At 54.8% G+C, this 20,565-nt stretch carries 26 protein-coding genes; 11 read left to right on the top strand and 15 right to left on the bottom strand.

The window, feature by feature from the left end:
• Positions 1-7 precede the first annotated feature (7 nt).
• The 3 genes from BA6348_RS14075 to BA6348_RS14065 all read right to left on the bottom strand — a co-directional run bounded on the left by BA6348_RS14075 (position 8) and on the right by BA6348_RS14065 (position 2,922).
• The gene (locus BA6348_RS14075; RefSeq protein ID WP_026557277.1) at positions 8-1,081 is read right to left on the bottom strand and encodes a TolB family protein; all 1,074 of its coding nucleotides are present in this window, start codon (positions 1,079-1,081) and stop codon (positions 8-10) included.
• Positions 1,078-1,641: an RNA polymerase sigma factor gene (locus BA6348_RS14070; RefSeq protein WP_007787010.1), complete on the bottom strand. Its 564-nt coding sequence runs from the start codon at positions 1,639-1,641 to the stop codon at positions 1,078-1,080. Before BA6348_RS14070 ends, BA6348_RS14075 begins: the two co-directional genes overlap by 4 nt.
• 132 nt (positions 1,642-1,773) lie before the next feature.
• Positions 1,774-2,922 carry a trans-sulfuration enzyme family protein gene (locus BA6348_RS14065; RefSeq protein ID WP_174768827.1) on the bottom strand — a complete coding sequence of 383 codons (1,149 nt, stop codon included), beginning with the start codon at positions 2,920-2,922 and terminating at the stop codon, positions 1,774-1,776.
• 135 nt (positions 2,923-3,057) lie between these two features.
• On the opposite strand from BA6348_RS14065, the gene BA6348_RS14060 reads away from it, so the two are divergent.
• Positions 3,058-3,762, top strand: a complete 705-nt coding sequence (locus tag BA6348_RS14060) for a peptidylprolyl isomerase (protein WP_005836293.1) — start codon at positions 3,058-3,060, stop codon at positions 3,760-3,762.
• A 243-nt stretch (positions 3,763-4,005) separates the two neighbouring features.
• Positions 4,006-4,629: a cell wall hydrolase gene (locus tag BA6348_RS14055; RefSeq protein WP_026557279.1), complete on the top strand. Its 624-nt coding sequence runs from the start codon at positions 4,006-4,008 to the stop codon at positions 4,627-4,629.
• A 303-nt stretch (positions 4,630-4,932) separates the two neighbouring features.
• Here BA6348_RS14055 and BA6348_RS26745 read toward each other — a convergent pair whose 3' ends face one another.
• Genes BA6348_RS26745 through BA6348_RS14045 form a run of 3 tightly spaced genes read right to left on the bottom strand, consistent with a single transcriptional unit; the run spans position 4,933 to position 6,197 of the window.
• On the bottom strand, positions 4,933-5,247 hold the full coding sequence (locus BA6348_RS26745; RefSeq protein WP_165328993.1) for a GNAT family N-acetyltransferase: 315 nt from the start codon (positions 5,245-5,247) through the stop codon (positions 4,933-4,935).
• Positions 5,193-5,402: a hypothetical protein gene (locus BA6348_RS26740; protein ID WP_165328992.1), complete on the bottom strand. Its 210-nt coding sequence runs from the start codon at positions 5,400-5,402 to the stop codon at positions 5,193-5,195. The genes BA6348_RS26745 and BA6348_RS26740 overlap by 55 nt, the downstream gene beginning before the upstream one ends.
• Positions 5,403-5,432: 30 nt before the next feature.
• Positions 5,433-6,197: an SDR family NAD(P)-dependent oxidoreductase gene (locus BA6348_RS14045; protein ID WP_005835740.1), complete on the bottom strand. Its 765-nt coding sequence runs from the start codon at positions 6,195-6,197 to the stop codon at positions 5,433-5,435.
• 98 nt (positions 6,198-6,295) lie between these two features.
• On the opposite strand from BA6348_RS14045, the gene BA6348_RS14040 reads away from it, so the two are divergent.
• The gene (locus BA6348_RS14040; protein ID WP_005835742.1) at positions 6,296-6,607 is read left to right on the top strand and encodes a YfhH family protein; all 312 of its coding nucleotides are present in this window, start codon (positions 6,296-6,298) and stop codon (positions 6,605-6,607) included.
• Between the two features lie 114 nt (positions 6,608-6,721).
• Positions 6,722-7,171 carry a DUF441 domain-containing protein gene (locus tag BA6348_RS14035; RefSeq protein ID WP_025845972.1) on the top strand — a complete coding sequence of 150 codons (450 nt, stop codon included), beginning with the start codon at positions 6,722-6,724 and terminating at the stop codon, positions 7,169-7,171.
• Positions 7,172-7,176: 5 nt separating this feature from the next.
• Here BA6348_RS14035 and BA6348_RS14030 read toward each other — a convergent pair whose 3' ends face one another.
• Entirely contained in the window at positions 7,177-7,485 is a 309-nt protein-coding gene (locus BA6348_RS14030; protein ID WP_005835746.1) for an iron-sulfur cluster biosynthesis family protein, read from the bottom strand.
• 103 nt (positions 7,486-7,588) lie between these two features.
• Between BA6348_RS14030 and BA6348_RS26735 the strand changes: the two genes are divergently transcribed.
• The 3 genes from BA6348_RS26735 to BA6348_RS14020 all read left to right on the top strand — a co-directional run bounded on the left by BA6348_RS26735 (position 7,589) and on the right by BA6348_RS14020 (position 9,855).
• A complete protein-coding gene (locus tag BA6348_RS26735) occupies positions 7,589-7,729 on the top strand; it encodes a hypothetical protein (protein WP_007786995.1) in 141 nt (46 codons plus the stop codon).
• Positions 7,730-7,841: 112 nt separating this feature from the next.
• Positions 7,842-8,897, top strand: coding sequence for a DUF2515 family protein (locus BA6348_RS14025; protein ID WP_122952636.1), 1,056 nt, complete (start codon positions 7,842-7,844; stop codon positions 8,895-8,897).
• 19 nt (positions 8,898-8,916) lie between these two features.
• Positions 8,917-9,855 (top strand): prenyltransferase/squalene oxidase repeat-containing protein, encoded by a 939-nt coding sequence (locus tag BA6348_RS14020; protein WP_122952635.1) that lies wholly within the window; start codon positions 8,917-8,919, stop codon positions 9,853-9,855.
• 6 nt (positions 9,856-9,861) lie between these two features.
• Here the strand turns inward: BA6348_RS14020 and BA6348_RS27840 are convergent, their stop codons facing one another.
• The 4 genes from BA6348_RS27840 to BA6348_RS14005 form a co-directional block, all read right to left on the bottom strand.
• Positions 9,862-10,140, bottom strand: coding sequence for a hypothetical protein (locus BA6348_RS27840; protein WP_307723501.1), 279 nt, complete (start codon positions 10,138-10,140; stop codon positions 9,862-9,864).
• Between the two features lie 81 nt (positions 10,141-10,221).
• Positions 10,222-10,782: an apurinic/apyrimidinic endonuclease family protein gene (locus BA6348_RS27835; RefSeq protein ID WP_307723502.1), complete on the bottom strand. Its 561-nt coding sequence runs from the start codon at positions 10,780-10,782 to the stop codon at positions 10,222-10,224.
• A gap of 167 nt (positions 10,783-10,949) precedes the next feature.
• Complete coding sequence (locus BA6348_RS14010) at positions 10,950-11,540, bottom strand: DUF1444 family protein (protein WP_122952634.1); 591 nt, start codon at positions 11,538-11,540, stop codon at positions 10,950-10,952.
• A gap of 21 nt (positions 11,541-11,561) precedes the next feature.
• Positions 11,562-12,680, bottom strand: a complete 1,119-nt coding sequence (locus BA6348_RS14005) for a DUF3900 domain-containing protein (protein WP_007786985.1) — start codon at positions 12,678-12,680, stop codon at positions 11,562-11,564.
• Positions 12,681-12,789: 109 nt separating this feature from the next.
• Here BA6348_RS14005 and BA6348_RS14000 point away from each other — a divergent pair, with 109 nt between their 5' ends.
• Together BA6348_RS14000 and BA6348_RS13995 are read left to right on the top strand one after the other, a co-directional pair.
• A complete protein-coding gene (locus BA6348_RS14000) occupies positions 12,790-13,638 on the top strand; it encodes a serine/threonine protein kinase (protein ID WP_005835757.1) in 849 nt (282 codons plus the stop codon).
• Between the two features lie 304 nt (positions 13,639-13,942).
• Positions 13,943-15,343, top strand: a complete 1,401-nt coding sequence (locus BA6348_RS13995) for an amino acid permease (protein WP_051353887.1) — start codon at positions 13,943-13,945, stop codon at positions 15,341-15,343.
• A gap of 57 nt (positions 15,344-15,400) precedes the next feature.
• Here BA6348_RS13995 and BA6348_RS26730 read toward each other — a convergent pair whose 3' ends face one another.
• The 3 genes from BA6348_RS26730 to BA6348_RS26725 all read right to left on the bottom strand — a co-directional run bounded on the left by BA6348_RS26730 (position 15,401) and on the right by BA6348_RS26725 (position 17,171).
• The gene (locus BA6348_RS26730; RefSeq protein WP_165328991.1) at positions 15,401-15,556 is read right to left on the bottom strand and encodes a hypothetical protein; all 156 of its coding nucleotides are present in this window, start codon (positions 15,554-15,556) and stop codon (positions 15,401-15,403) included.
• A gap of 36 nt (positions 15,557-15,592) precedes the next feature.
• Entirely contained in the window at positions 15,593-16,864 is a 1,272-nt protein-coding gene (locus tag BA6348_RS13990) for a DEAD/DEAH box helicase (protein ID WP_122952633.1), read from the bottom strand.
• Positions 16,865-17,024: 160 nt separating this feature from the next.
• Positions 17,025-17,171: a hypothetical protein gene (locus tag BA6348_RS26725; RefSeq protein WP_165328990.1), complete on the bottom strand. Its 147-nt coding sequence runs from the start codon at positions 17,169-17,171 to the stop codon at positions 17,025-17,027.
• A 127-nt stretch (positions 17,172-17,298) separates the two neighbouring features.
• On the opposite strand from BA6348_RS26725, the gene BA6348_RS13985 reads away from it, so the two are divergent.
• Positions 17,299-18,363 (top strand): phosphodiester glycosidase family protein, encoded by a 1,065-nt coding sequence (locus BA6348_RS13985; protein WP_122952632.1) that lies wholly within the window; start codon positions 17,299-17,301, stop codon positions 18,361-18,363.
• 32 nt (positions 18,364-18,395) lie between these two features.
• Positions 18,396-18,908, top strand: coding sequence for a DUF6886 family protein (locus tag BA6348_RS13980; RefSeq protein ID WP_122952631.1), 513 nt, complete (start codon positions 18,396-18,398; stop codon positions 18,906-18,908).
• 68 nt (positions 18,909-18,976) lie between these two features.
• Here the strand turns inward: BA6348_RS13980 and BA6348_RS13975 are convergent, their stop codons facing one another.
• Entirely contained in the window at positions 18,977-20,548 is a 1,572-nt protein-coding gene (locus tag BA6348_RS13975; protein WP_122952630.1) for an ABC-F family ATP-binding cassette domain-containing protein, read from the bottom strand.
• Positions 20,549-20,565: the final 17 nt, after the last annotated feature.

Here is a 20,565-nt window from a genome sequence, read left to right as displayed (position 1 = left end):
CCGCTCGTTATCGTGACGCCAGTGAAACAACCAGCTCCCGCGGCTGACTTTCACGCGAAATAAGCAGGATTTGCTTTCCTTTTGCCGCCCAATTCCCGCGGATCAGCTCGGCAGCATGCTGGTTGCGCAGTTGCAGCTCTTTTGTCACGAAAGGCTCGTCTCCCACGTTGGCTACCATTAACTGGCCGTCCGGCTGCGTATAGGTCAGCTCCTGCTCGGAGCGCCAGGAAGCCCACTGGCCTTGTCCGAGCATCGAAATCAGCCCTGTACGCATTTCCATGACCTGCACGGCCCCTTCCTTGCGAAACGCCAAAAAGCGTCCATCTGGGGACCATTCCGGCTGCGAGCCCTCGGTAAGCTTCCATTCCTGAAAGGAAATGGTGCTGCTGACCCAAATTTCGTCATTGCCGCCTTTCGAGCGGGTATAGGCAATCGAGTCGTCATGCTGCGACCAGCTTGGAGAGCTGTAGGCGACGCCTTCTTCTTCTTTTAAAAGACGACTGCTGCCCATGCTGTACGCCGTTGGCAGCTCCACGATCCACAGCCGGGACATCTGCTCGGCCTGCTCGACAACCGCGATTTGCTTGCCCTGGTTCGACCAGGCCACCGCCACGTACTTGCCTTTTGTCGGAGGCAATTTGACAGTGGCAGGCTTTGTGTCGCCATCGATCGGAAGCGTCCGCAGCTCGGACTGATGGGCGATGTAGGCAATCTGTGTCGCGGACCTGTCGATATCCACCTGTTCCACAGACGATTCGGCAGGCAAAGTGAGCACCTCATGCTTTTGGATCGTCACGGCACCTCTGCCCCACCACAGGCAAACCCCGACGGACAGCGCAACAACCAGCGCCGCACAGCTAATCCAGAGCAGCTTGCGTCTCTTCCACGGCTGTTGTCCTCCTTGAGCCTGCCCTTTTTTTGCTTCCAGTTCTTTCATTCGTTCCAGCAACTGCTTTCTCAAATCAGCCTTCAACTGGTAGTTGACAGGGACAGAACGGCGCATACGCTTCAAATGGGTCAGGAGTTGAGCTACAGTCTGATCGTCATTGTGACCTTGGGGGTATTTCTCCTCCTCTCTCATTCGGAGTCCCCCCTTTCGTACATCTTCTGAAGTTTTTGTAAGCCCCGATAGGAGATCATTTTGATGCTCGATTCTGTCTTGCCAAGCACTTCAGCGACCTGACTGATTTTCAGGTCGGCAAAATAGCGAAGCATGAGGACATCCTTCTGATCCTGCGACAACAAGTCCAGCCGGTCACGAAGCAGGCGAATTTCCTCGTTGGTCAACGCCTGCCGTTCCGGCTGCCACGTATCATCCGGTTCGCTTCCCAAAAAGTCCTCCTGGTCGACGGGAAGCTCCCTGTTTTTTCGCATAAAGTCCACGTATGTATTGTGAGCAATACGGAATATCCAGGAGGCAAACGGACTCGTTCTGCTGTATTGATCGAATTTTTCCAGCGCTTTCAAAAAGACCACGGTGGTCAGATCATCGGCATCCCACGTACTCTGGACACGGCAGCGCAAATAACGGTTCACGCGGTCGAAATACTCGTCGTACAGTTCGGTAAAAGGACGAGATTCGTAATAGTCTCCAGATGCTGGGTCCGATGGTTGCGCGGAACGCTTTATCGCCATTCCCATTGCGGTTTCCTCGGTTTCTCCCATTTTGTTGCATCGAGCCGGGATACAAGCACGCCATTCCTCCCGGCTCCATCCTATTTAAGTTATACGAACGGCCCGTCAAGAAGTTACAACGGACCATCCTTTTTTCAATTACTTCCCTAAAGCACGGCCAAGCTCGCTCAAAATGTCGTCGATGGCCTCGATCCCGACAGATATGCGGACCAGTCCCATCGTAATCCCGGTCGCCTGCCGCTGTTCCTCGGAAAAAGCGCGATGCGAGGTCGTAACCGGATGGGAAACGCTCGTCTCTACTCCGGCCAGAGACGGCACGAACTGGATCCAGTCCAGGGCCCGGTAAAACTCGTAAATCTCACTCTCATCCCGAAGCGCAAACGACACCATCGCCCCTTGCTTCGGTCTGGCGAAAAACGACGTCGCCTCCTGGCTCGGGTAGTAGACGCGGCTGACAGCCGGATGGCTTTGCAAAAACCTGGCCACTTCGCGCGCATTGTCGCATTGCCGCTCCATTCGGACCGCCAACGTCTTCAGCCCGCGCGCCGCCAGCCACGCTTCGAACGGACTGAGGGACGCGCCGTAATTGACGACGATTTCCGTCGCGCGCTCGATGAGCGGACGGCTTCCGACCAGCACACCGCACGTCACGTCGCTGTGCCCGCCGATGTACTTGGTTCCGCTGTGCACCACCAAATCCGCGCCAAAGGTGATCGGCTGGACGAGATACGGCGTCGCAAACGTATTGTCGACCATGACAAACAGGCCGAGTTCTTTTGCCTGGCGAATCCAGGAAGGCAGATCGACCACCGTGAGCAGCGGATTGGTAATCGTTTCCAAGAAAAACAGCTTTGTCGTAGGCCGTACGCGGCTCGCCAAATGGATCCCCTCGTCAAGCACGATACACTCCAGCTCGATGCCAAAACGCGACAGTTCTTTTTGCAGCAACGCGTAAGTGCCTCCGTATATTTCGTGAGAGGCGAGAACGTGATCGCCGGGGGAGAGGATCGAAAGCAAGCCAGCCATGATCGCCCCCATGCCGGATGCCGCGCTGACCCCCGCCTCCGCTTGCTCCAGACGGGCAACGGCAAAAGCCAGCTCGGCCTGGTTCGGATTGCCGTTGCGCGTGTACAAATATTCGCCTTCGCCCGCGTAGTACTTTTCGACTTCTTCCAGGCTATCGAAGGCAAAAACAGATGTCTGGTAAATCGGGGTAGACTTGCTCTCCGCTTGCCTCAGAGGCGCGTGTCCAATATGCACGGTAGTCGTTTCGAATCGTTCGCCCACGTCGATCACCCTTTTTCTACCATCATACCATGCCAGAAGCTGGACAGACTAGCTGATTGGCATTTGCCTGTCCATTTGTGCTATAATTCGAAACCGAACTACCCAATAGGTAAGAAACAAAGGAAGGTGCACAAGATGAAAAAGTTTTTCATGACCCTGTTCACATGTCTGATGGCAATCGCCTTGGTTACGGGTTGTTCCAGTGCAAGCAACGAAACGGCTCCGACAGAGCCTACTCAGCCGACTACGCCAACTGCAAAACCTGATTCCAAGGAGCCTGCCCAGCCTCCAGGCCCTACTGGCGAGAAAAAGTACGACAAAGCTCCTGCCATGCAGATCGACAAAAACAAGACTTATCAAGCGAAAATCTCCACTACAATGGGAGACATTACGATTGATCTGTTCGCCAAAGACGCGCCAATTGCCGTGAACAACTTCGTCTTTTTGGCCAAAGACAAGTTTTACGACGGTCTGACTTTCCACCGCGTCATCAAAGATTTCATGATCCAGACGGGCGATCCGCTGGGCAACGGAACCGGCGGCCCTGGCTACACGTTCGAGGACGAGCTGAAAAACGGCCACAAATACGAAGTCGGCGTGGTCGCGATGGCTAACGCTGGACGCAACACAAACGGCAGCCAATTTTTCATCGGTTCCGGAAAAGATGTAGAAGGTTTGGAAAACGTACCGAATTACACCATTTTCGGAAAAGTCGTAGGCGGAATGGATGTCGTGCAAAAAATCGCGGGCACGAAAGTGAAGAAAAATCCGCAAACGGGCGAACTGAGCGTGCCGGAGCAACCGATCAAAATCAACACCGTAACCATTACCGAAAAGTAAGACTTTCAGACTAGAACAGCAAAACACCACTGTGCAAGCACAGTGGTGTTTTGCTTTGAGAGCACAGGAGATACAAGCATCTGCTGCTTTTCGCCCCTCTCATTTTCACAACTTTCTGTTTTAGTAAATAGTACCGTGGGACCAATTTCCTCTTGCGCTATCCAACCATTCCCGCTAGACTTGCTAAAGACCCGATTCGCTTCCGCAATCAAAAGCAAAAAGCGAAAAGGAGTGGTTCTCACCATGAAGACACGAGAAGCGCGAATGCGCTTTTTCTTCTTTCTCAACAGTTTTGCCTTGCTTCTTCTGTGCCTGTTCGTCACGCCGACGAGCGCTTCGGCACCTCACGTGAAGAAAACAGCGCCTGTTCCGGTACAAGCCACAGCGGCTCCCGTACAGGCTGCCAAAAAGGAAACAAAAACTGCTATCCCTGCCACACAAGTAAAGCGCGATTCTGTCCAGGTCAGCCGGGACGATCGCCGCAAAGTGATTCGGCATGGAAAAGGAAAAATTTCAGATAGGGATATGGAACTGCTTGCCCGGTTGGTCTATGCGGAAGGCCGGGGTGAACCGTATGAGGGACAGGTAGCGATTGCTGCTGTCGTATTGAATCGGGTAGCTTCTTCACAATTTCCAAATACGGTACGGGAGGTCATTTTCGCTCCCAACGCGTTTTCGCCAGTCCGTAACGGCAGACTCTCGTCCCAAACAAATGAGAGCGCCAGAAGGGCAGTCGCGGATGCGGTGAATGGAAAGGATCCGACCAATGGCTCCCTCTACTTCTTCAATCCTGATACCGCCACATCCAAATGGATCTGGTCCAGGCCCCAGACAGTCGTGATCGGCAACCACCGTTTTGCCCGTTAATCGCGAAAAATTTAATAATACTTTATTTTCATTTTATCACAATTTTACTTTTAGCTGATATCTTGTCAGTGTAAGCACTTTTTCAACGCATTGAGAAAAAGTACGATGTTCTTCCTAGAATGACTTCTTTAACGTAAGCATGGGTAGATCGAAGTGTTCCATCTACGTATGCCTACGCTAACAGTAGCTGGCTGATTGACTGTATTGGGTGAGAGCAATCCAGTCACATGCGCCAATCGTGCCTTTTCTCAATCGCCCCCAAATAATTGGGCATTCCCCCTGCGGGAATGCCCCTTTTTTTTGCTAGTTACCGATGGTTTTTCGCATATGCGCAGTAGGGATGCCTGTCGTCCCTTCCCTTTGCACGATTTCCTCCTGCGTCACCACGAAGCCTTCCGAACGGTACAGCCTCATGTTTGCTTCCATTTCCATCCTCACTCGGCAAGTCAACGCTGCTTTTCCGTTTTGGGCCGCCCACGCTTCCAGCCAGCGAATGATCGAACGGCCGATTCCTCTGCCTTGCCGGGAAGGATCGACGGAGAGCCGAAAAAAAGTAAAGCGAGTCAGCTTTCCACTAAAAACCGCACCATCCCTGCCGGATGATCGTCCCTCCAGCAAATGGCCGCTTGTTCTCTCTCCTCTGCCAGTTGTGTCGCGACATCCTCCACCGTCTCCGAAAGGGCGCTCGATGGCGGAACCGCCGCCTGAAACGCGGCGTGCATGAGCGAAGTCAAAATCGGTGCGTCTTTGGCGCTTGCGATGCGCATATTCATGGTTGCCGTCTCCTTTTTCATTGCGAATCGTCAAAAGCCGTACACGGACATTCCGCCGTCTACCGCAATCGTTTGACCGGATATGTAGGCAGCCGCATCGGACGAAAGGAAAATCGTAGGGCCAACCAAATCTTCCACATCGCCAATCCGTCCGCTTGGAGTCCGCTGCAACACTTCTTGCACAAACGCCTCGTCATTCAACAGCGCTTCCGTCAGCGGCGTGCGGAAATACCACGGCGCAATCGCGTTGACATTGACGCCGAATTTGCTCCACTCCAGCGCAAGCACGCGCGTCATCTGAATGACGCCTGCCTTGCTCGCTCCGTAGGCCACTCCCGTGCGCAGCGCCACAAGCCCTGCGACAGACGCGATGTTGACGATCCGTCCGTAGCGCTGCTCGCACATCGTCCTCGCGGCAGCCTGGCTCAAGAAAAACGCCGCCTTCAGGTTCAGGTCCATGATGCGATCCCACTCTGCCTCGCTCACTTCATGGGCTTTTTTCCGGATGTTCATGCCTGCGTTGTTCACGAGGATATGCAAGCCGCCCAAAGCGTCCAGGGCTTGGGCTACGACTTTTTCCGCCGCCCCTGCTTCCGTCACATCCGCTGCGATCGGACAAGCTACCCCGCCATTTGCCTCAATCGCTTGCACGACTTCCTGCAAGTCCGACTCGGTTCGGGAGACGACCGCAACCTGTGCGCCTGCCTCCGCCAGACCGACAGCCAGCGCTTTTCCGATGCCCCTGCCCGCTCCGGTAATGATTGCTTTTTTTCCAGTCAAGTCAAATCGTGTCATTGTTTTCTTCTCCTCCATTCCCGTTAGAGCATTCTCCATCCATCGCCTTTTCCCCTGTCTTTTGCTACAATATACCTGTATGGAAAGGAGGCAGTCCGTTGCGTTTGTACAGTCAAATGACTCTCGCTGAGCTGCAGGAGGAGATGGAACGCCTGCACGTGGAAGCCGAGGAGAAAAAGAAACTGGGTGACGAGTCACAGCTTGCCATTATTACGCAAAAGTATTTCATGGCGAAGTCGTATTACTTGGGGACGGGAGAATTTCGCATTGGCGGAAAGTACAGTGTCGCCAACTACGATCAGCCGTTTACCATTGATTATTTCAACGGCGTGTTTGCCTGGGGCCGCTTTCCTGATTCGGACGAGCAGACCGGCTTTCCGGTCGGCATGCTGGAACTTTGGTACGACTAGCGAAAAAAGAGATCAGCGCCGACGAGCATGCTGATCTCTTTTTTTGTTGGCCGAACACGAGCCCTGCCGCGTCTGGATATACTACTGGCAAAAACGAAAGCGAGCACAATCGCCATGGACGTCATCAATCTTGCGCTGCTGCTTTTGCTTGCGCTCGGCATCGTGGGAAATAATGCGACCGTCTCGATCGCGGTAGCGCTTCTTTTGCTGATGCGGCTTCTGTCGCTGGAACGGTTTTTCCCGGTGCTTGAGCAGCATGGCTTGCAGATTGGCATCATCATTTTGACGATCGGCATTCTCACGCCGCTTGCGAGCGGAAAAATCACTCCCGCCTCCATGCTGGACCTGTTCACCCACTGGCAAACGGTGCTGGCCGTCGTCATCGGCGTGTTCGTCGCCTATCTGGCGGGAAAAGGAACGGCGCTGATGGCTGGCAATCCGTTGATCGTCACGGGACTGCTTTTCGGAACGATCATCGGCGTCACGTTTTTCCGCGGCGTCGCAGTCGGCCCGCTCATCGCTGCCGGGATTCTCGCGTTCATCCTGCAATTTTTGCCCAAGTAAAAACGTCAGCCCCAGCGCTCTTTGAGCGACAGGCCGTAAGCCACGATTTGCTCAGGCGTGACCAGGCGAAAGCCTTGCTGCGGACGGTAGTCAATCGTCAGCGCCTCCGAGCCGATGTACGCGATCGTCTCCGGGTCGAGCAACAGCGTCATCCCCTCGACCTGTATCACCTGATCCTGCGGTGTCGCCTCATCGAGCCAGAGCGCGTATTCGACCGTCATTCCACAGCCGCCTACCAGCTCGCCGTTGATCCGCACCGGTCGCGTCGCTTTTTGCAATTGGTCTACAGCTTCCTTCGTCAGCTTGATTCTCACCGTGTTTCCACCTTCCTGCTTGCTTTTTCCAGCACTTTTGTATGCATCATCTCTCTGATGATAGCATACAATGCTTGAAAGGCAGCGGAAAGGACGATCATCTATGAACATTTACGAACAGGACGGCATGTTTGTCGCAGAAACCCAGTTTCAATCCGAGCATGTTGTCATCTTCGCCAAATCGTGGGAAGAAGCCAAGGAAAAATTGCTCGTTCGGCTTCTGGTCCTGGAAATGATTGGTTGAAACGAAAGCGGGTCGTTTTTCATGACCTGCTTTTTTCACCCTCTCAACAACTAAAGCATTTCCCCATTTCCCCTCGCTGGCCTGTTCCAATGGCAAAAGGCAAGGAGCATTCATGACCATGACAACGATTACTTCTCTCGACCACCAAGGACTCGTCGCCCAGATCAGGCGGCAAACGGACATCGCCAACCGCAACAACGTCACCCGCACCCAGGCGTATCTCAATTTTTACCGCCAGCATGAGGAAGTCCACTGGGCGCTGCTCGCCCACCTCGTCTCGCGCAACGGCGGTTGGAACATGACCGATTTGAAAGGCGAATGGCTTCCCGCCATCTTGGACGAAGCGGAAATCGAGCCGTTTTTCTGGATGCTGGAACGAAGCAACTGGCTGATTTTTTACGATGCCTACCCGCAACTGCTCCTGTATGCCGAGATGAAGCGGCGTGGCGAGGATTTGACTTCGCTGCTCGCACCACTTGGCGTCTCCGTATTCATGCAGCCGTACTGGCAGGAGTTCCTCGCGTCAGGCGACAGCTCGCGGCTCACGCGCGCCCTGATCGTCAACGAACAGCAGTACATTGAGCAGCGCGTCGTACATAAACCGTTTACGATGAAACGCATTTTTTCCACGTATGCGTTTTTTACGCAATCGCTTTTTTCTCTCAACCAGATTTTGTTTCCCTACAAGGCGCACCCTACTGACAAAAGACTGAGTATCGCCGGAGTGAACGTCCATCATTTTCCGGATCTCATCCAGCGCATCGCCATCGGGAAGACTTTGTACCAGCTTTTGTTCGCAGATCGCCAGCGGCTGGAAAAAATGCGCACGTTTTGCACGCGCATCCCGCATACCGGCTCGCGCGCAGACTATTGGCCGCATCTGTTTACCCCGCGCCGCCGCTCGGGGCAAGCGGACAAAGGCTACGAGCTGCGACTGGAGGGCGACCAGCTAATGCCCGGACAGCCCAAGCTGTACAGTCCCTCCTTGCACGCCGTCTGGGCTGACGTCGAGCACGCGCCCGCCGATGGCGTCGACTGGTTCCGGGACGAAAAATGGCATCAGGAGGTGGAAAAGCCCGCACAACTGCCTGCGATTGACGCCGCCTCGTACATGCGGGCTTTGCACTGGATGGAATACGGCGTAAAATTGGTGACAACGCTCACCTGAGAATGGAGGCCACACCTCTATGTACGACGCCCGCAGCGACCTGCTTGCCCATCAACGTGACTATCTTTTGTCCTGCCAGCTTCCCGGCGGGGCTTTTCGGCTGGGACCTGGCCGGGATCAGATCAATCCGTATTTTACCAATCTGGCCTTGATCGCGCTTGTCCGGCTGCAAGAGTGGGAGGCGGTCCGCTCTTACATGGATTGGTATGTGCAGCATTTGAATGCGGACGGTTACATCAACGACTTTCGCCTCGATCGCGGACAAGAGCTCGACACGGGGACAGCCGACAGCGAAGACAGCTACCACGCGACTTTTTTCTCTGTCGTCGCGGAGTGGACCCGCAGCACAGGCGATTGCTCCTGGCTCGAAGCCAATCAGGACGTGCTCGCGTACTTGCTGCAAGGGATTGCCCGGCTGCAGCAAACAGACGGCCTGACCTGGGCCAAACATTCGTTTCGCGTCAAATATTTGATGGACAATTGCGAGGTCGCTAAAGGACTGGATGACGCGCACTACTTGTTTGCCTCGCTCGGCAATGCGCTGCTGGCACAGGAGGCTTCTGTGCGCGCCGCCGCCTGCAAGGCCGGAATTGCCGGCATGTACAGCCGCCTGCGCCGTTCGTACGCGATGTACGACCGCTCCCATCCCGGCTGGCGAAAATGGTATCCAGATATCACCTCACAGGCGTTTCCAATTGTGTACAGCTTGTGCGAGCCTACAGTCCCCTCCATGCTCTATGAGCGGATAACGAAAGCATTTCCTCGCTTCGATGCGTTTGTGACTGGCGACACGTATCCGTGGATGGTCATGGGCGTGTGTGCCCGCATGATGGGAGATGAGCAGCGTGTGCGCAACATGCTTACTGTTGCGACAGACCTGTACATATACGGACCGCGGCAGCCCTACTGGCTGATTCACGAGGCGGGACGGTTTGTGGAGTTGTTGCTTGGCGAGTAGATTGGCTTAGCTATCGGCCCGCTCCCGTTCCCCGTACAGCAGTTGTTCCACCCAGGTGTAGCAGGTCATCAGTTGCTTGTCGTCGATCAGCTCGGAGCGATGCTCGAACATAATTTTGACATCCGAGTTTATCTCCCTCACAATCCGCAAGTAGTCTTCGATTGGCGCCCAGCCAAATTCAGGCTTACAGGCTGGCAGCACAGGATAATGATTGTGGGAAAAAACATCCGTCGCTTTCATCGTCCACAGATGGAGACTCCAGGCGTATTTCGCATACATCTTCACCACTCGCCTCGAATCGAAGTGCGGGTCGATTTTGTCTTGCAAAAATAGTCGGCCGCTGTCCAGGCACAGCTTGATCTTCGGTTATTTCATAAGCAGTTTTTCTACCACATCTGTCTCATATACGTACCGATTGAGCGCATCAAATTCCAAGACGGGGACAAACTGATACGCCTCTCCCTTTTCGCTTAGCCAAGCAAACAACCTCTCGCTTCTTTCCACAAAAGCGGAAATTGAATATTCCGATTCAAAAACGTACTCGCTGGCGTCTGCAAAGCGCCACTCTTGCCAGTCGACGCGATCGTCCAAAATGACGGGCTTTGGATAATGGAACAAAACATAAACGGGCTTGAGCACTTGCATGTACTGCAATTCGCGCTCGACAAGCGCAAATGCTTCGCTTCGCAGTCCATCATCGGGGTGCATGAACAACGCGTCCCTGAATGGAGATTCTCCCGCCCTGAGGGGAAAATGAACGCCGATCTGAAAACCTTTAACTTGCGCTTCCCGCTGCAAGGTTTGAACGTCTTCTTCTGCGGCAAGCAGACACGCCTCGATTCCGTAAAACCCTTTTTTAAAGTCTCGTTTGTACTTTTTGTGATCGAATTGACCGTATTGGCCAATCATGAAGTTGCGCATGTGCATATAGTGACGCTCCCTTTTTCAGACCTGCCTGGCAATTTTTGCTTCCAGTCAGATTCTACCACAAGATAACTCAGACAAAAAAAGCAACAAACTTCGACCGCTAGAGCCTGCATTAACCCCTGCTTGCCCGGCTGCAAAACAAAAAACGCGAGAGCCCCTCGCGCTTTCTACTTGTTATTCGGCTTGCTGTCTTTGTCGTGCGAGACGACGAGAAACGGTGTCAACTCTCCATCCTCCCAAAAAAACGGCAACACGGCAATCGGCACCTGGCCTTTGGAGGCAAAATCGTAGGTCAGGCGGGCGAGCAAGTTCGCGCCGACTTCCCCGGTCATGTCCGCTACGATCAGCACATCCTGATGCGGAATGGCCACGCCGAGCGAGTCTCCACGTTTTTCTTGGTCAAACCGGCGCAGCAGAGAGTCCAGGAGAATCCGGCTTGCCGCGTAGCCGTCCAGCGGGCTGATAAAATGAATCCGGTTGCCCGCCACTTCCTGCGTTTTCACCGTGTACGGCAGCTTTTGCAAATTGTCCATCGCGTACTGGTGGAGCTGTTCGTTTGTCCAACCGACCTGAGCGAGCATGCCCGTCTCAATCAGCGCGTAGCCTTCGCCACGGTCAAGCGCATACAGCACGCGCGTATCTGCTGTGTGCTCCCGGACGACGAAGCGACCAGGGAATTTTTCTGCGATGGAGGCATGGCGCAAGACAGGGTACACGTTTTTTTCCTGCCCGATCAGAGTCAGTCCTTTTTCCTGCATGGCGGTAGTCCCCCCCTTCGTTTAGTCCCAAGGCGGTGTATCGTCGACGGCGCTTGGCATGCTGACCATTGGCTGGGCGTAGTGGCTGCTGCGCTCCTCGATCTCCTTGACGACCTCGGCCAATGATTTTGGCTTCGCAAACTCCACCGGAGACACTCCCCGCTCAAACTGGAGCTGCTCCCCCTCCAACACGACCAAATACCGTCCGTTCACCTTGGCAATGTGCAAATTCGAGCCGTAATCGGCGAGCAGCGTGCGAATTTGCATGTGATCGAGCTTGAATTTCAGTTCGACTTCCGGCTGGCGGTCCGTAATGATGTGCATCGCTTCCATGACCGTCTCGTGCTCCCACTTCTCCGCCAGCTCCCGCTTCGGGCTTGCTGCGATCAGTTCGATCGCTTCTTCCTCCCGCACCCTTTCCTCGGATTCCTCAGGATACGTGTATTCGATATGCTGACGGGCCAAGGAAATGACCTCATCGGAGACGAGTTGCGTCACCGTTTGCGGATATTCAATAAAGCGCAAAAATTCCTCGAAGTAGCGCGCATGGGAAAACTGATGGATTTTCACATGATACGGATCGTTCATCCCGGATTCGATCATGTACGGATACATCAGCGACTTCATGTTTTTCGCATTGATTGCCATACGCACATTGGAAATCAGGCTCTTTTCATCCGTAATGACTGCTGTTTTCTGTTCAAAATCGCATTTCAAAATAAACACGTAGCGCTCATCAAGCAGCTCCAGGCGCGTGCGCACGACAATCAGCACGCCGCCCCGCACCTGCGAGGTCCGCAAGTACGACTGCACCAGCTCCTGGCACGGCTCCTTGCTCTCGCCGGGCGTCTCGGCCGCAAGCAAGCGGTTCAGCAGCGCGTAGTTCGGATTGGAGTCGAGCGGATGTCCCGGCTCCACCACGAATTGGCCGAGCTTGGTCGGCGTCCCTTCCGTCTTCGGATTCATTTCGACCTTGCGTTTGGCGATGCGGGCAAACTCCCCGTCCAAAAAGTCACGAAGCTCGCTGCGCTGATATTCATCATGGCCCAGGTAGCGCGTCATGCGCACCTGCTTGATGCCGTCTTCTTCCTCAGGCTGTTCAATCAAATAAAAGGATAACCAGTCAATGATAAAATTCATACTCGTCGCTCCTGTCTACATGTACCGAACCTGATTATAGCAAACCTGCACGAAAAAAGGTCAGGCTTTTTCCATTCGTGGTAAGATGACAACAGGAGGAGAAGCGGCTATGTGGACGCACGTAAAAGAATGGTGGACGAACACCTTCCTGGACAAGCCCTATCGCCCGGGCACGACGATCGGCGCTTATAACATTCAGCACGTACTCGGGATGGGCAGCTACGGAATCGCCTATCTCGCCACCCACACGCCTACAGGAGAACAGGTCGTGCTCAAGCAGGTCAAGCCCAGCCTGCGCCATACGCCAAAGGGAGCGGCCATGCAAGCGTATGAGCGCAAGGTGCTGTCCTCCTTGTCCCATCCGCAATTTCCTCGCTGCCTGGACGCCTTTACGTATCGCAAAGACTCGTTTCTCGTGATGACGTATTTGTCAGGGCCTACTTTGGAGGAGATGCTGTTCGAGCGCGGCATCGCAGTGGATGAGTACGAGTGCGCCCGCTACATGCAGCAGATCGGCCAACTCGTTGCCCATCTGCACGACCAGGGGCTGATCCACCGCGATGTGCGCATTCCAAACGTCATCTGGCAGGACGGACAGCCGTATTTGATCGACTTCGGGCTGGCGCGGTTCATCGGCGACAAGCCGACGTACATGGCCGAATCGCTCAGCGCCTATCCGTCGGAAAAACAGTTGAAGCGCGAAGTGGCGCCTGCCAGCGATTTGTATGCGCTTGGGCACTTTTTCCTGTTTTTGCTCTATTCCGGCTACTCTCCCGAGGAAGGCGCGCCGGAACGCAGTTGGGAGGAGGAGCTAGCGCTGTCTCCAGAAATCCGCAGCATGATTCGCAAGCTGCTCCAGATGGACGAGCCTTATGGCAGCGTTCGCGAATGGCTGCAGGAGCTTGCGCTGTACTTGCAACGCCACGAGCGCAGCGAGAGTCGCCCGCAGCAAACATGACCCCGGCAAAAGCAGAGCGCCGTCCCGACAACGGCTGCTCTGCTTTTTTATGTGCATGGACAGCAGCCAATTCCCAGTGAGGAAAAAGGGGATTTTTGTACATGTTGGATAATAATCACTCCCATTTTTATGACACCCCGTCGAATAGATTATCGGCTCCAAATCAACTATCCTATTTGTAACCTGAATATTATAAATTTTCATTCGCTGTAAAAAAGGGGGCATCATATTGAGTCATACTCCACTGCACACACGAGAGAACAAAGAGCAGTATGAGTTGAAAAGAGGGCTGCGCGCAAGGCACATGTCGATGATTGCCATCGGCGGCTCCATCGGTACAGGCTTGTTTCTCGCCAGCGGCTCGACGATCCACTCCGCAGGGCCAGGCGGTGCGCTTGCGGCTTACGGCTTGATCTGCATCATGATTTACTTTTTGATGACAAGCCTGGGCGAGATGGCTACGTTCCTGCCCGTTTCAGGGTCGTTTAGCTCGTACGCTTCCCGCTTCGTCGATCCGGCGCTTGGCTTCGCGCTCGGCTGGAACTACTGGTACAACTGGGCGGTGACGATCGCCGTGGAGATTTCCGCTGCCGCGCTCATCATGAAGTTCTGGCTGCCGGAAAGCTCTTCCTTGCTGTGGAGCGCGTTGTTTCTCGCACTTTTGTTCGCGCTGAACTTCCTCTCCGTCAAAGCATACGGCGAAGGGGAATACTGGTTTGCACTCATCAAAGTGATTGCGATTATCTGCTTTATCGCGATCGGGCTGATGATGATCGTCGGCATCATGGGCGGCGAAGCGGTCGGCTTTAAAAACTTCACGGTCGGCGACGCTCCGTTTCACGGCGGCTTTATGGCGATGATCGGCGTGTTCATGGTCGCGGGCTTCTCGTTTCAGGGAACCGAGCTGGTCGGTGTCGCGGCTGGCGAAAGCGAAAACCCGCGGGTGAACGTGCCGCGAGCTATCCGGCAAGTGTTTTGGCGCATTTTGCTGTTTTACATTTTGTCCATTGCAATCATCGGCCTGCTCATCCCGTACACAGACCCGAACCTGATGAGCGGCGATTTGGAAAACATTTCTGTAAGCCCTTTCACGCTCGTCTATGAAAGAGCGGGGCTGGCGTTCGCGGCCTCCGTGATGAATGCAGTAATTCTCACGTCCGTTTTATCCTGTGGCAACTCCGGGATGTACGCCTCGGCGCGGATGCTGTGGATTTTGGCGATGGAAGGCAAAGCCCCGAAGTTTTTGCGCAAAATCAACGCGCGAGGCATCCCGACACGCGCGCTGTACGCGACTACGGCGGTTGGCATGCTCGCTTTTCTGGCGTCGCTGTTTGGCGACGGCGTCGTGTACATGTGGCTGCTCAACGCCAGCGGCATGTCCGGGTTCATCGCCTGGGTCGGCATCGCTATTTGCCACTACCGCTTCCGTAAGGCGTATGTCGCCCAAGGCCGCGATCTGAACGACTTGCCGTATCGGGCAAAAGCGTATCCGTTTGGCCCCGTGTTCGCCTTCATTCTCTGTACGGTGATTATCGTCGGGCAAAACTACAGCGCATTCACAGGCGAGACGATCGACTGGAACGGCATTCTCGTCTCCTACATCGGCTTGCCCATGTTCCTCCTGCTCTGGCTCGGCTATAAATTCGTGAAAAAGACAAAGGTGATTCCTTTGCAGCAGTGCAATCTCACCCGCGACGAGCATTAGGCAAAAAGAGCAGGGCACCGCTTGCGTCGGCTGCTCTGCTCTTTCCTTTGTTTTTGGTTACTCGGAAATCGGCTCCTGCTTGGCCGCTTCCATCTTTTCCTTCAATTCTCCTGCTTCGCGGCGAAGCACCTGCCGCTCCTGCTTCGACAAAACCTCTCCGCCGATCGTGCCGTTCACCAGCAAATCCTCTTCATACAAGCGATCTTTGCGCATGGAAACCTCCTGCAGACAAGATGTGTACCTCTTGTCCTACTTTGTTCCAAAGCCGCCCTTCTTATGTACGCGTTTTGAGGAGGAGCCGCTTTTCGCGGCAACCGGCTTGCCCGCTTCCGGCTGGCGGTTTTGCGGTCTGCCTTTTGCCGTTGGCTTGCCTGCTGGCTTTCGCTCCGGTCGCGGATCTTCCAGGGCGCCGTGCGACATCACTTTTTCTGCGATGGCAAGCTCTGTCTGTTTGGCGAACTTCTGGATGATAAACCGCTCCTGCGGACTGATGATCGAAAAGACGAGACCGGCGCGTCCCATCCGTCCCGTGCGTCCGCTGCGGTGAATGTACGTATCTGCGTCTGGTGCCGGGTCGTAATGCACGATGCATTCCACTTCCGGTATGTCAATGCCGCGTGCGGACACGTCTGTCGTAATCAATACCGGGAACACGCCGTCCCGGAACTGCTTGAGCGTCCGCGCCCGCTCTTCCTTGGACGCATCGCGATGCAACAGTCGGCAGGCCAGATGATGGTAGTTCAGTTTGGAAACAATCTCGTCCACTTTTTCGATCTGGTTGACAAACACGATCGAGGAGCGAACATTGACGAGCCGCAGCAAGCGTCTGAGCGTGTCCACTTTTTTGCGCGGATCGGAGACGAGGTACAGATGGGCGACTCCGGCTGCGCCTTCTGGTGCTTGCGCCCGCACAAGCACAGCGTCTTTTGTAAAAGCTTTGGCCGCCTCGACAATTTGCTCGGAAATCGTCGCGGAAAACAGCAGACGCTGAGTGTCGCGCAATGTTTTTTTCATCACTTCCTGGACCGGCTTGCCGAAGCCCGCATCGAGCATTCGGTCCGCTTCGTCCACGACTACCGTTTTGACTTCGTGCACCTTCAGCTTTCGCTGCTCGATCAGCTCCAGCAGACGGCCTGGCGTGGCGACAACCAGCACCGGCTTTTTCTTCAAACGCTCTACCTGGCGCTTGACATCGACACCGCCGATGATCGGAACGACCGCATGATCGGCTCCTGGCAACAGCTTTTCGGCTTCTTTCGCAATTTGAACGACCAGCTCATGCGTCGGCGCCAGCACAAGCGCCTGCACGTCCTTTTTATCCAGATCCATTTTTGTCAGCAGCGGCAATAAATAGGCAAATGTTTTGCCTGTCCCTGTCGGAGATTCGATCAAGGCGTCCCGCCCGGCTGCGATCAACGGGATCGCTTCTGCTTGCACGGGGGTCGGCGTCTCCATTTTTCGTTCGCGCAAAATCGCAACAAGCGGCGCGCTAATTTGTAAATCAGCAAACGTGGTGCTCACAAGAACCCTCCTGGCGTATATTCGTACATTGGGTAAGCTTACCACACTTTGCCCGTGTATAACAGAGGGCCCGGCTCACGAATGACCGCTTGCCCAGGCTGCAAGTCCCGGATGTGGAAAAACAGGCGAAATCCGTGTTTCGGACTTCGCCTGCCGTGCTTTACCCGTTGTTCGAGTCCTTACGGGTTTCCTGCTTTTCGGCCAGGTCGTGACGGTCCCGACTCGTAGTCTGGTTGCGTGTGCCCTTGTCGGGATTGTTCCGATACTCCTCTACTTCCTGTTGAAAAGCTTCATCATAGCCGCGCACAGCCATCACCTCCCGCTTCTATTTTCCCCCTGGTGATCCTTTATTATTTTGCTGAAACTTTTTACCCATTCATTCGTCCTTTTATAAGGAATAACCAATCATATTGTCAGATGGATGTGGAGGACTCATGCAAACCTTGTCACGCGCGCGATCGCGCAAGCTCGCAACACGAAAAAGACCTTGGCGCTGGGTAAAGCGCCTGATACTGGCGTCGGCCTTGACTTGCACTACGCTTGCACTCATCGGGATCATCTTTTTGTTTGGCACCAGAAGCGGCGAGGAGCTGCGCGAGTGGGCGGCAGGGACGCTCCTGACGACGCAGCACGACTACTGGGCACCGTACACGTTTTTGCCGGAAGAAAAGCTCAACGCCTTGAAGCAACAAATCCGCAACCCGGAAGTCATCAACTCCGAGCCGGATGAAACAGCCAAGCCGGAAGAATCGCCGCAGGAGCAGCCCGTGGTCGAAACGCCACCGGAAAAGCCGAAACAATTGATCGAGGTGGAAGACATCGACGTTTCCAAAGGCAATTACTACTTCAAAGGAAAAATCATGTACATCAGCGACCCGAAACGGGTACAATTAGTCGTCACCAACCGCAAGGACCGCGGCGATCTGCTCGACGAGTTCGTCAAAAAGACAAACGCCATCGGCATCGTCAACGCGAGCGGCTTCGCCGACCCGGATGGCTACGGAAAAGGCGCCAAAGCATACGGCGTGGTGATCCACGACGGGAAAATTCTCCAGGGCTACAATCCGAAAAGCGGAGAAACTGCCTTGGGCATCACCTACGACGGCAAACTGATTACCGGCAGCTATACGGCCGAGCAATTGGTGAAAATGGGCGTTCGCGATGCGATGAGCTTCCGCCCGCAACTGATTGTGAACGGGAAAAACTTGTTCAAGGACAAGCCTGCGAAAAGCTGGGGCATCCAGCCGCGAACAGCGATTGGGCAAAAAGCGGACGGCACGATCGTCTTCGTCGTCATCGATGGCCGCCAGCCTGGCCACTCAATCGGCGCGAGCATGAACGACCTGGCAGAATTGCTGGAAGAGCGCGGCATCGTAACCGCCATGGCGATGGACGGCGGCTCCAGCTCGATGATGCTGTACAACGGCGAGGCGATTACGAAAACATCTTGCCCGTATTACCGCGGCCGCTACCTCCCGAACGCCTGGGCGGTGATTTAGCCCTCGTCAGACGGTCCACGAAAGGAGCTGCCATGGACTACGTCTTTCATTACAGTGAAGACCCTTCGATTGCGACGTTTCACCCGCGCGCGCATCCCAGCCATCCCAGCCTGCCTCCTTCGGTCTGGGCAATCGACGCGGAACGCGCGCCGATGTACTACTTCCCGCGCGACTGGCCGCGCATTGCTTTTTATGCCAAAGCGGATTCGACTGCGGCAGACAAGGAGCGCTTTCTCGGCCTTGGCAGTGCCAGGATGGTCATTGCGATAGAAAGCCGCTGGTACAGTACGCTTGCCACGACCGTGCTTTACCAGTACACGTTTGCTGCCGATCTGTTTTCCTGTCTCGACGAAGGGGCGGGCTACTTCGTCTCCAGCAAGTCCGTTCAGCCTGTGGAGGTCACCGCGATGGGCAACTTGCTCGCCCGGCTCGCGCAGGCGAACATTGAACTGCGGATCACCCCGTCCCTGATGCCGCTAAAAGCAGCGCTGCTCGACAGCAGCCTGCAATTTTCTATGATTCGCATGCGAAACGCCGTTACCTGATCGCTTTCCACGTAGTTTTTTGCCAAATGAAACAGGCAGTCCACACGAATGTGGCTGCCTGTTTGTTTTTACAGTTTAATCGGAGTTTTCGCTTGCTCTAGACTCCATTTTTCTACATCCCACGTCTGCGTGACCCAATCCTCGTAAAACTCAGGTTCGTGGCAGACGAGCAGGACAGTGCCTTTGAATTCTTTCAAGGCCCGCTTCAATTCTTCCTTCGCGACTACATCCAGGTGGTTCGTCGGCTCGTCAAAGACAAGCCAGTTGCTCTCGCGCTGCAAAAGCTTACAGAGGCGCACCTTTGCCTGCTCGCCCCCGGACAGGGCGTTCATGTTGCGGTTGATATGCTCGTTTTTCAGGCCGCAGCGCGCCAACGCTCCGCGCACCTCGTGGTTGTTCATCGACGGGAACTCGTTCCAGACGTCGTCCAGTGCGGTGATCGGCTTCGGCTTGACTTCCTGCTCAAAGTAGGCCGGGTGCAGGAAATCGCCTTGCTCCAGCTTGCCTCCGAGCGGCGGAATGATGCCGAGCAACGTTTTCAACAGAGTGGATTTCCCCACGCCGTTCATCCCGACAATCGCTACCTTTTCGCCGCGCTCCAGCTTCACGCTCAGCTTTGGCAGCAGCGGATGCGAATACCCGATCTCCAGGTCTTCCGCTTCGATGACAAAGCGGCTGCTCGCGCGTGCTTCCTTGAAAATGAAGGAAGGCTTCGCCGCTGTCTCCGGCTTGTCGATCCGCTCCATTTTGTCAAGCTGCTTCTGGCGGCTTTTCGCGCGGCCTGTCGTGGACGCACGCGCTTTGTTGCGGGCGATAAAATCTTCCATGCGCGCAATTTCTTCCTGCTGCTTTTCAAACGCGTCAAAATGCTGGCTGCGCTTCATCTCGGACTGCGCCAGGAACGATTCGTAGTTCCCCGTGTAACGGTTCAGCTTCGTGAACTCCAGATGGTAAATGACGTTGACGACTTCGTTCATGAACGCCGTGTCGTGGGAAATCAGGATGAAGGCGTACGGATATTCCCGCAAGTAGTTTTTCAGCCAGCCGATATGCTCTTCATCCAGGTAGTTCGTCGGCTCATCTAGCAAAAGGACGGTCGGCTGCTCCAGCAGCAACTTCGCCAAAAGCACTTTTGTGCGCTGACCGCCGGACAAGGACGCGACGTCGCGCTCCAGCCCAATCGCGCTTAGTCCAAGCGCGTTGGCGATCTCCTCCACCTTGGCGTCGATCAGGTAAAACCCGCTCGTCTCCAGCTTATCCTGAATTTCTCCCATGCGCTCCAGCAGTTCTTCCAGTTCCTCCGGCGACGCCTCGGCCATTTTTTCGCCGATCGCCATCAGCTCCTGCTCCTGCTCCAACAGCGGCAAGAACGCATCCTTGAGTACGTCGCGAATCGTCTTCCCTGCTTGCAGCTTCGTGTGCTGGTCGAGGTAGCCGTACTGGATTTTCGGCATCCATTCGATGCGGCCTTTGTCCGGGATGTTTTGTCCGGTCAAAATGCTCATCATCGTAGATTTGCCTGTTCCGTTAGCCCCCACAAGACCTACGCGGTCGTTCGGTTGCAGGCGAAAGGACACGTCCCGAAACAAAATGCGATCCCCAAAGCCATGGGACAAATCTTCCACAATCAAAACACTCATGCAAACGCTTCCTCCTG

This window comes from Brevibacillus agri (assembly GCF_004117055.1).
GTDB classification, from domain to species: Bacteria; Bacillota; Bacilli; order Brevibacillales; family Brevibacillaceae; genus Brevibacillus; species Brevibacillus agri.
Note: the sequence above shows the minus strand (reverse complement) of the source record. Positions and strands in the feature narration are given on the sequence as shown.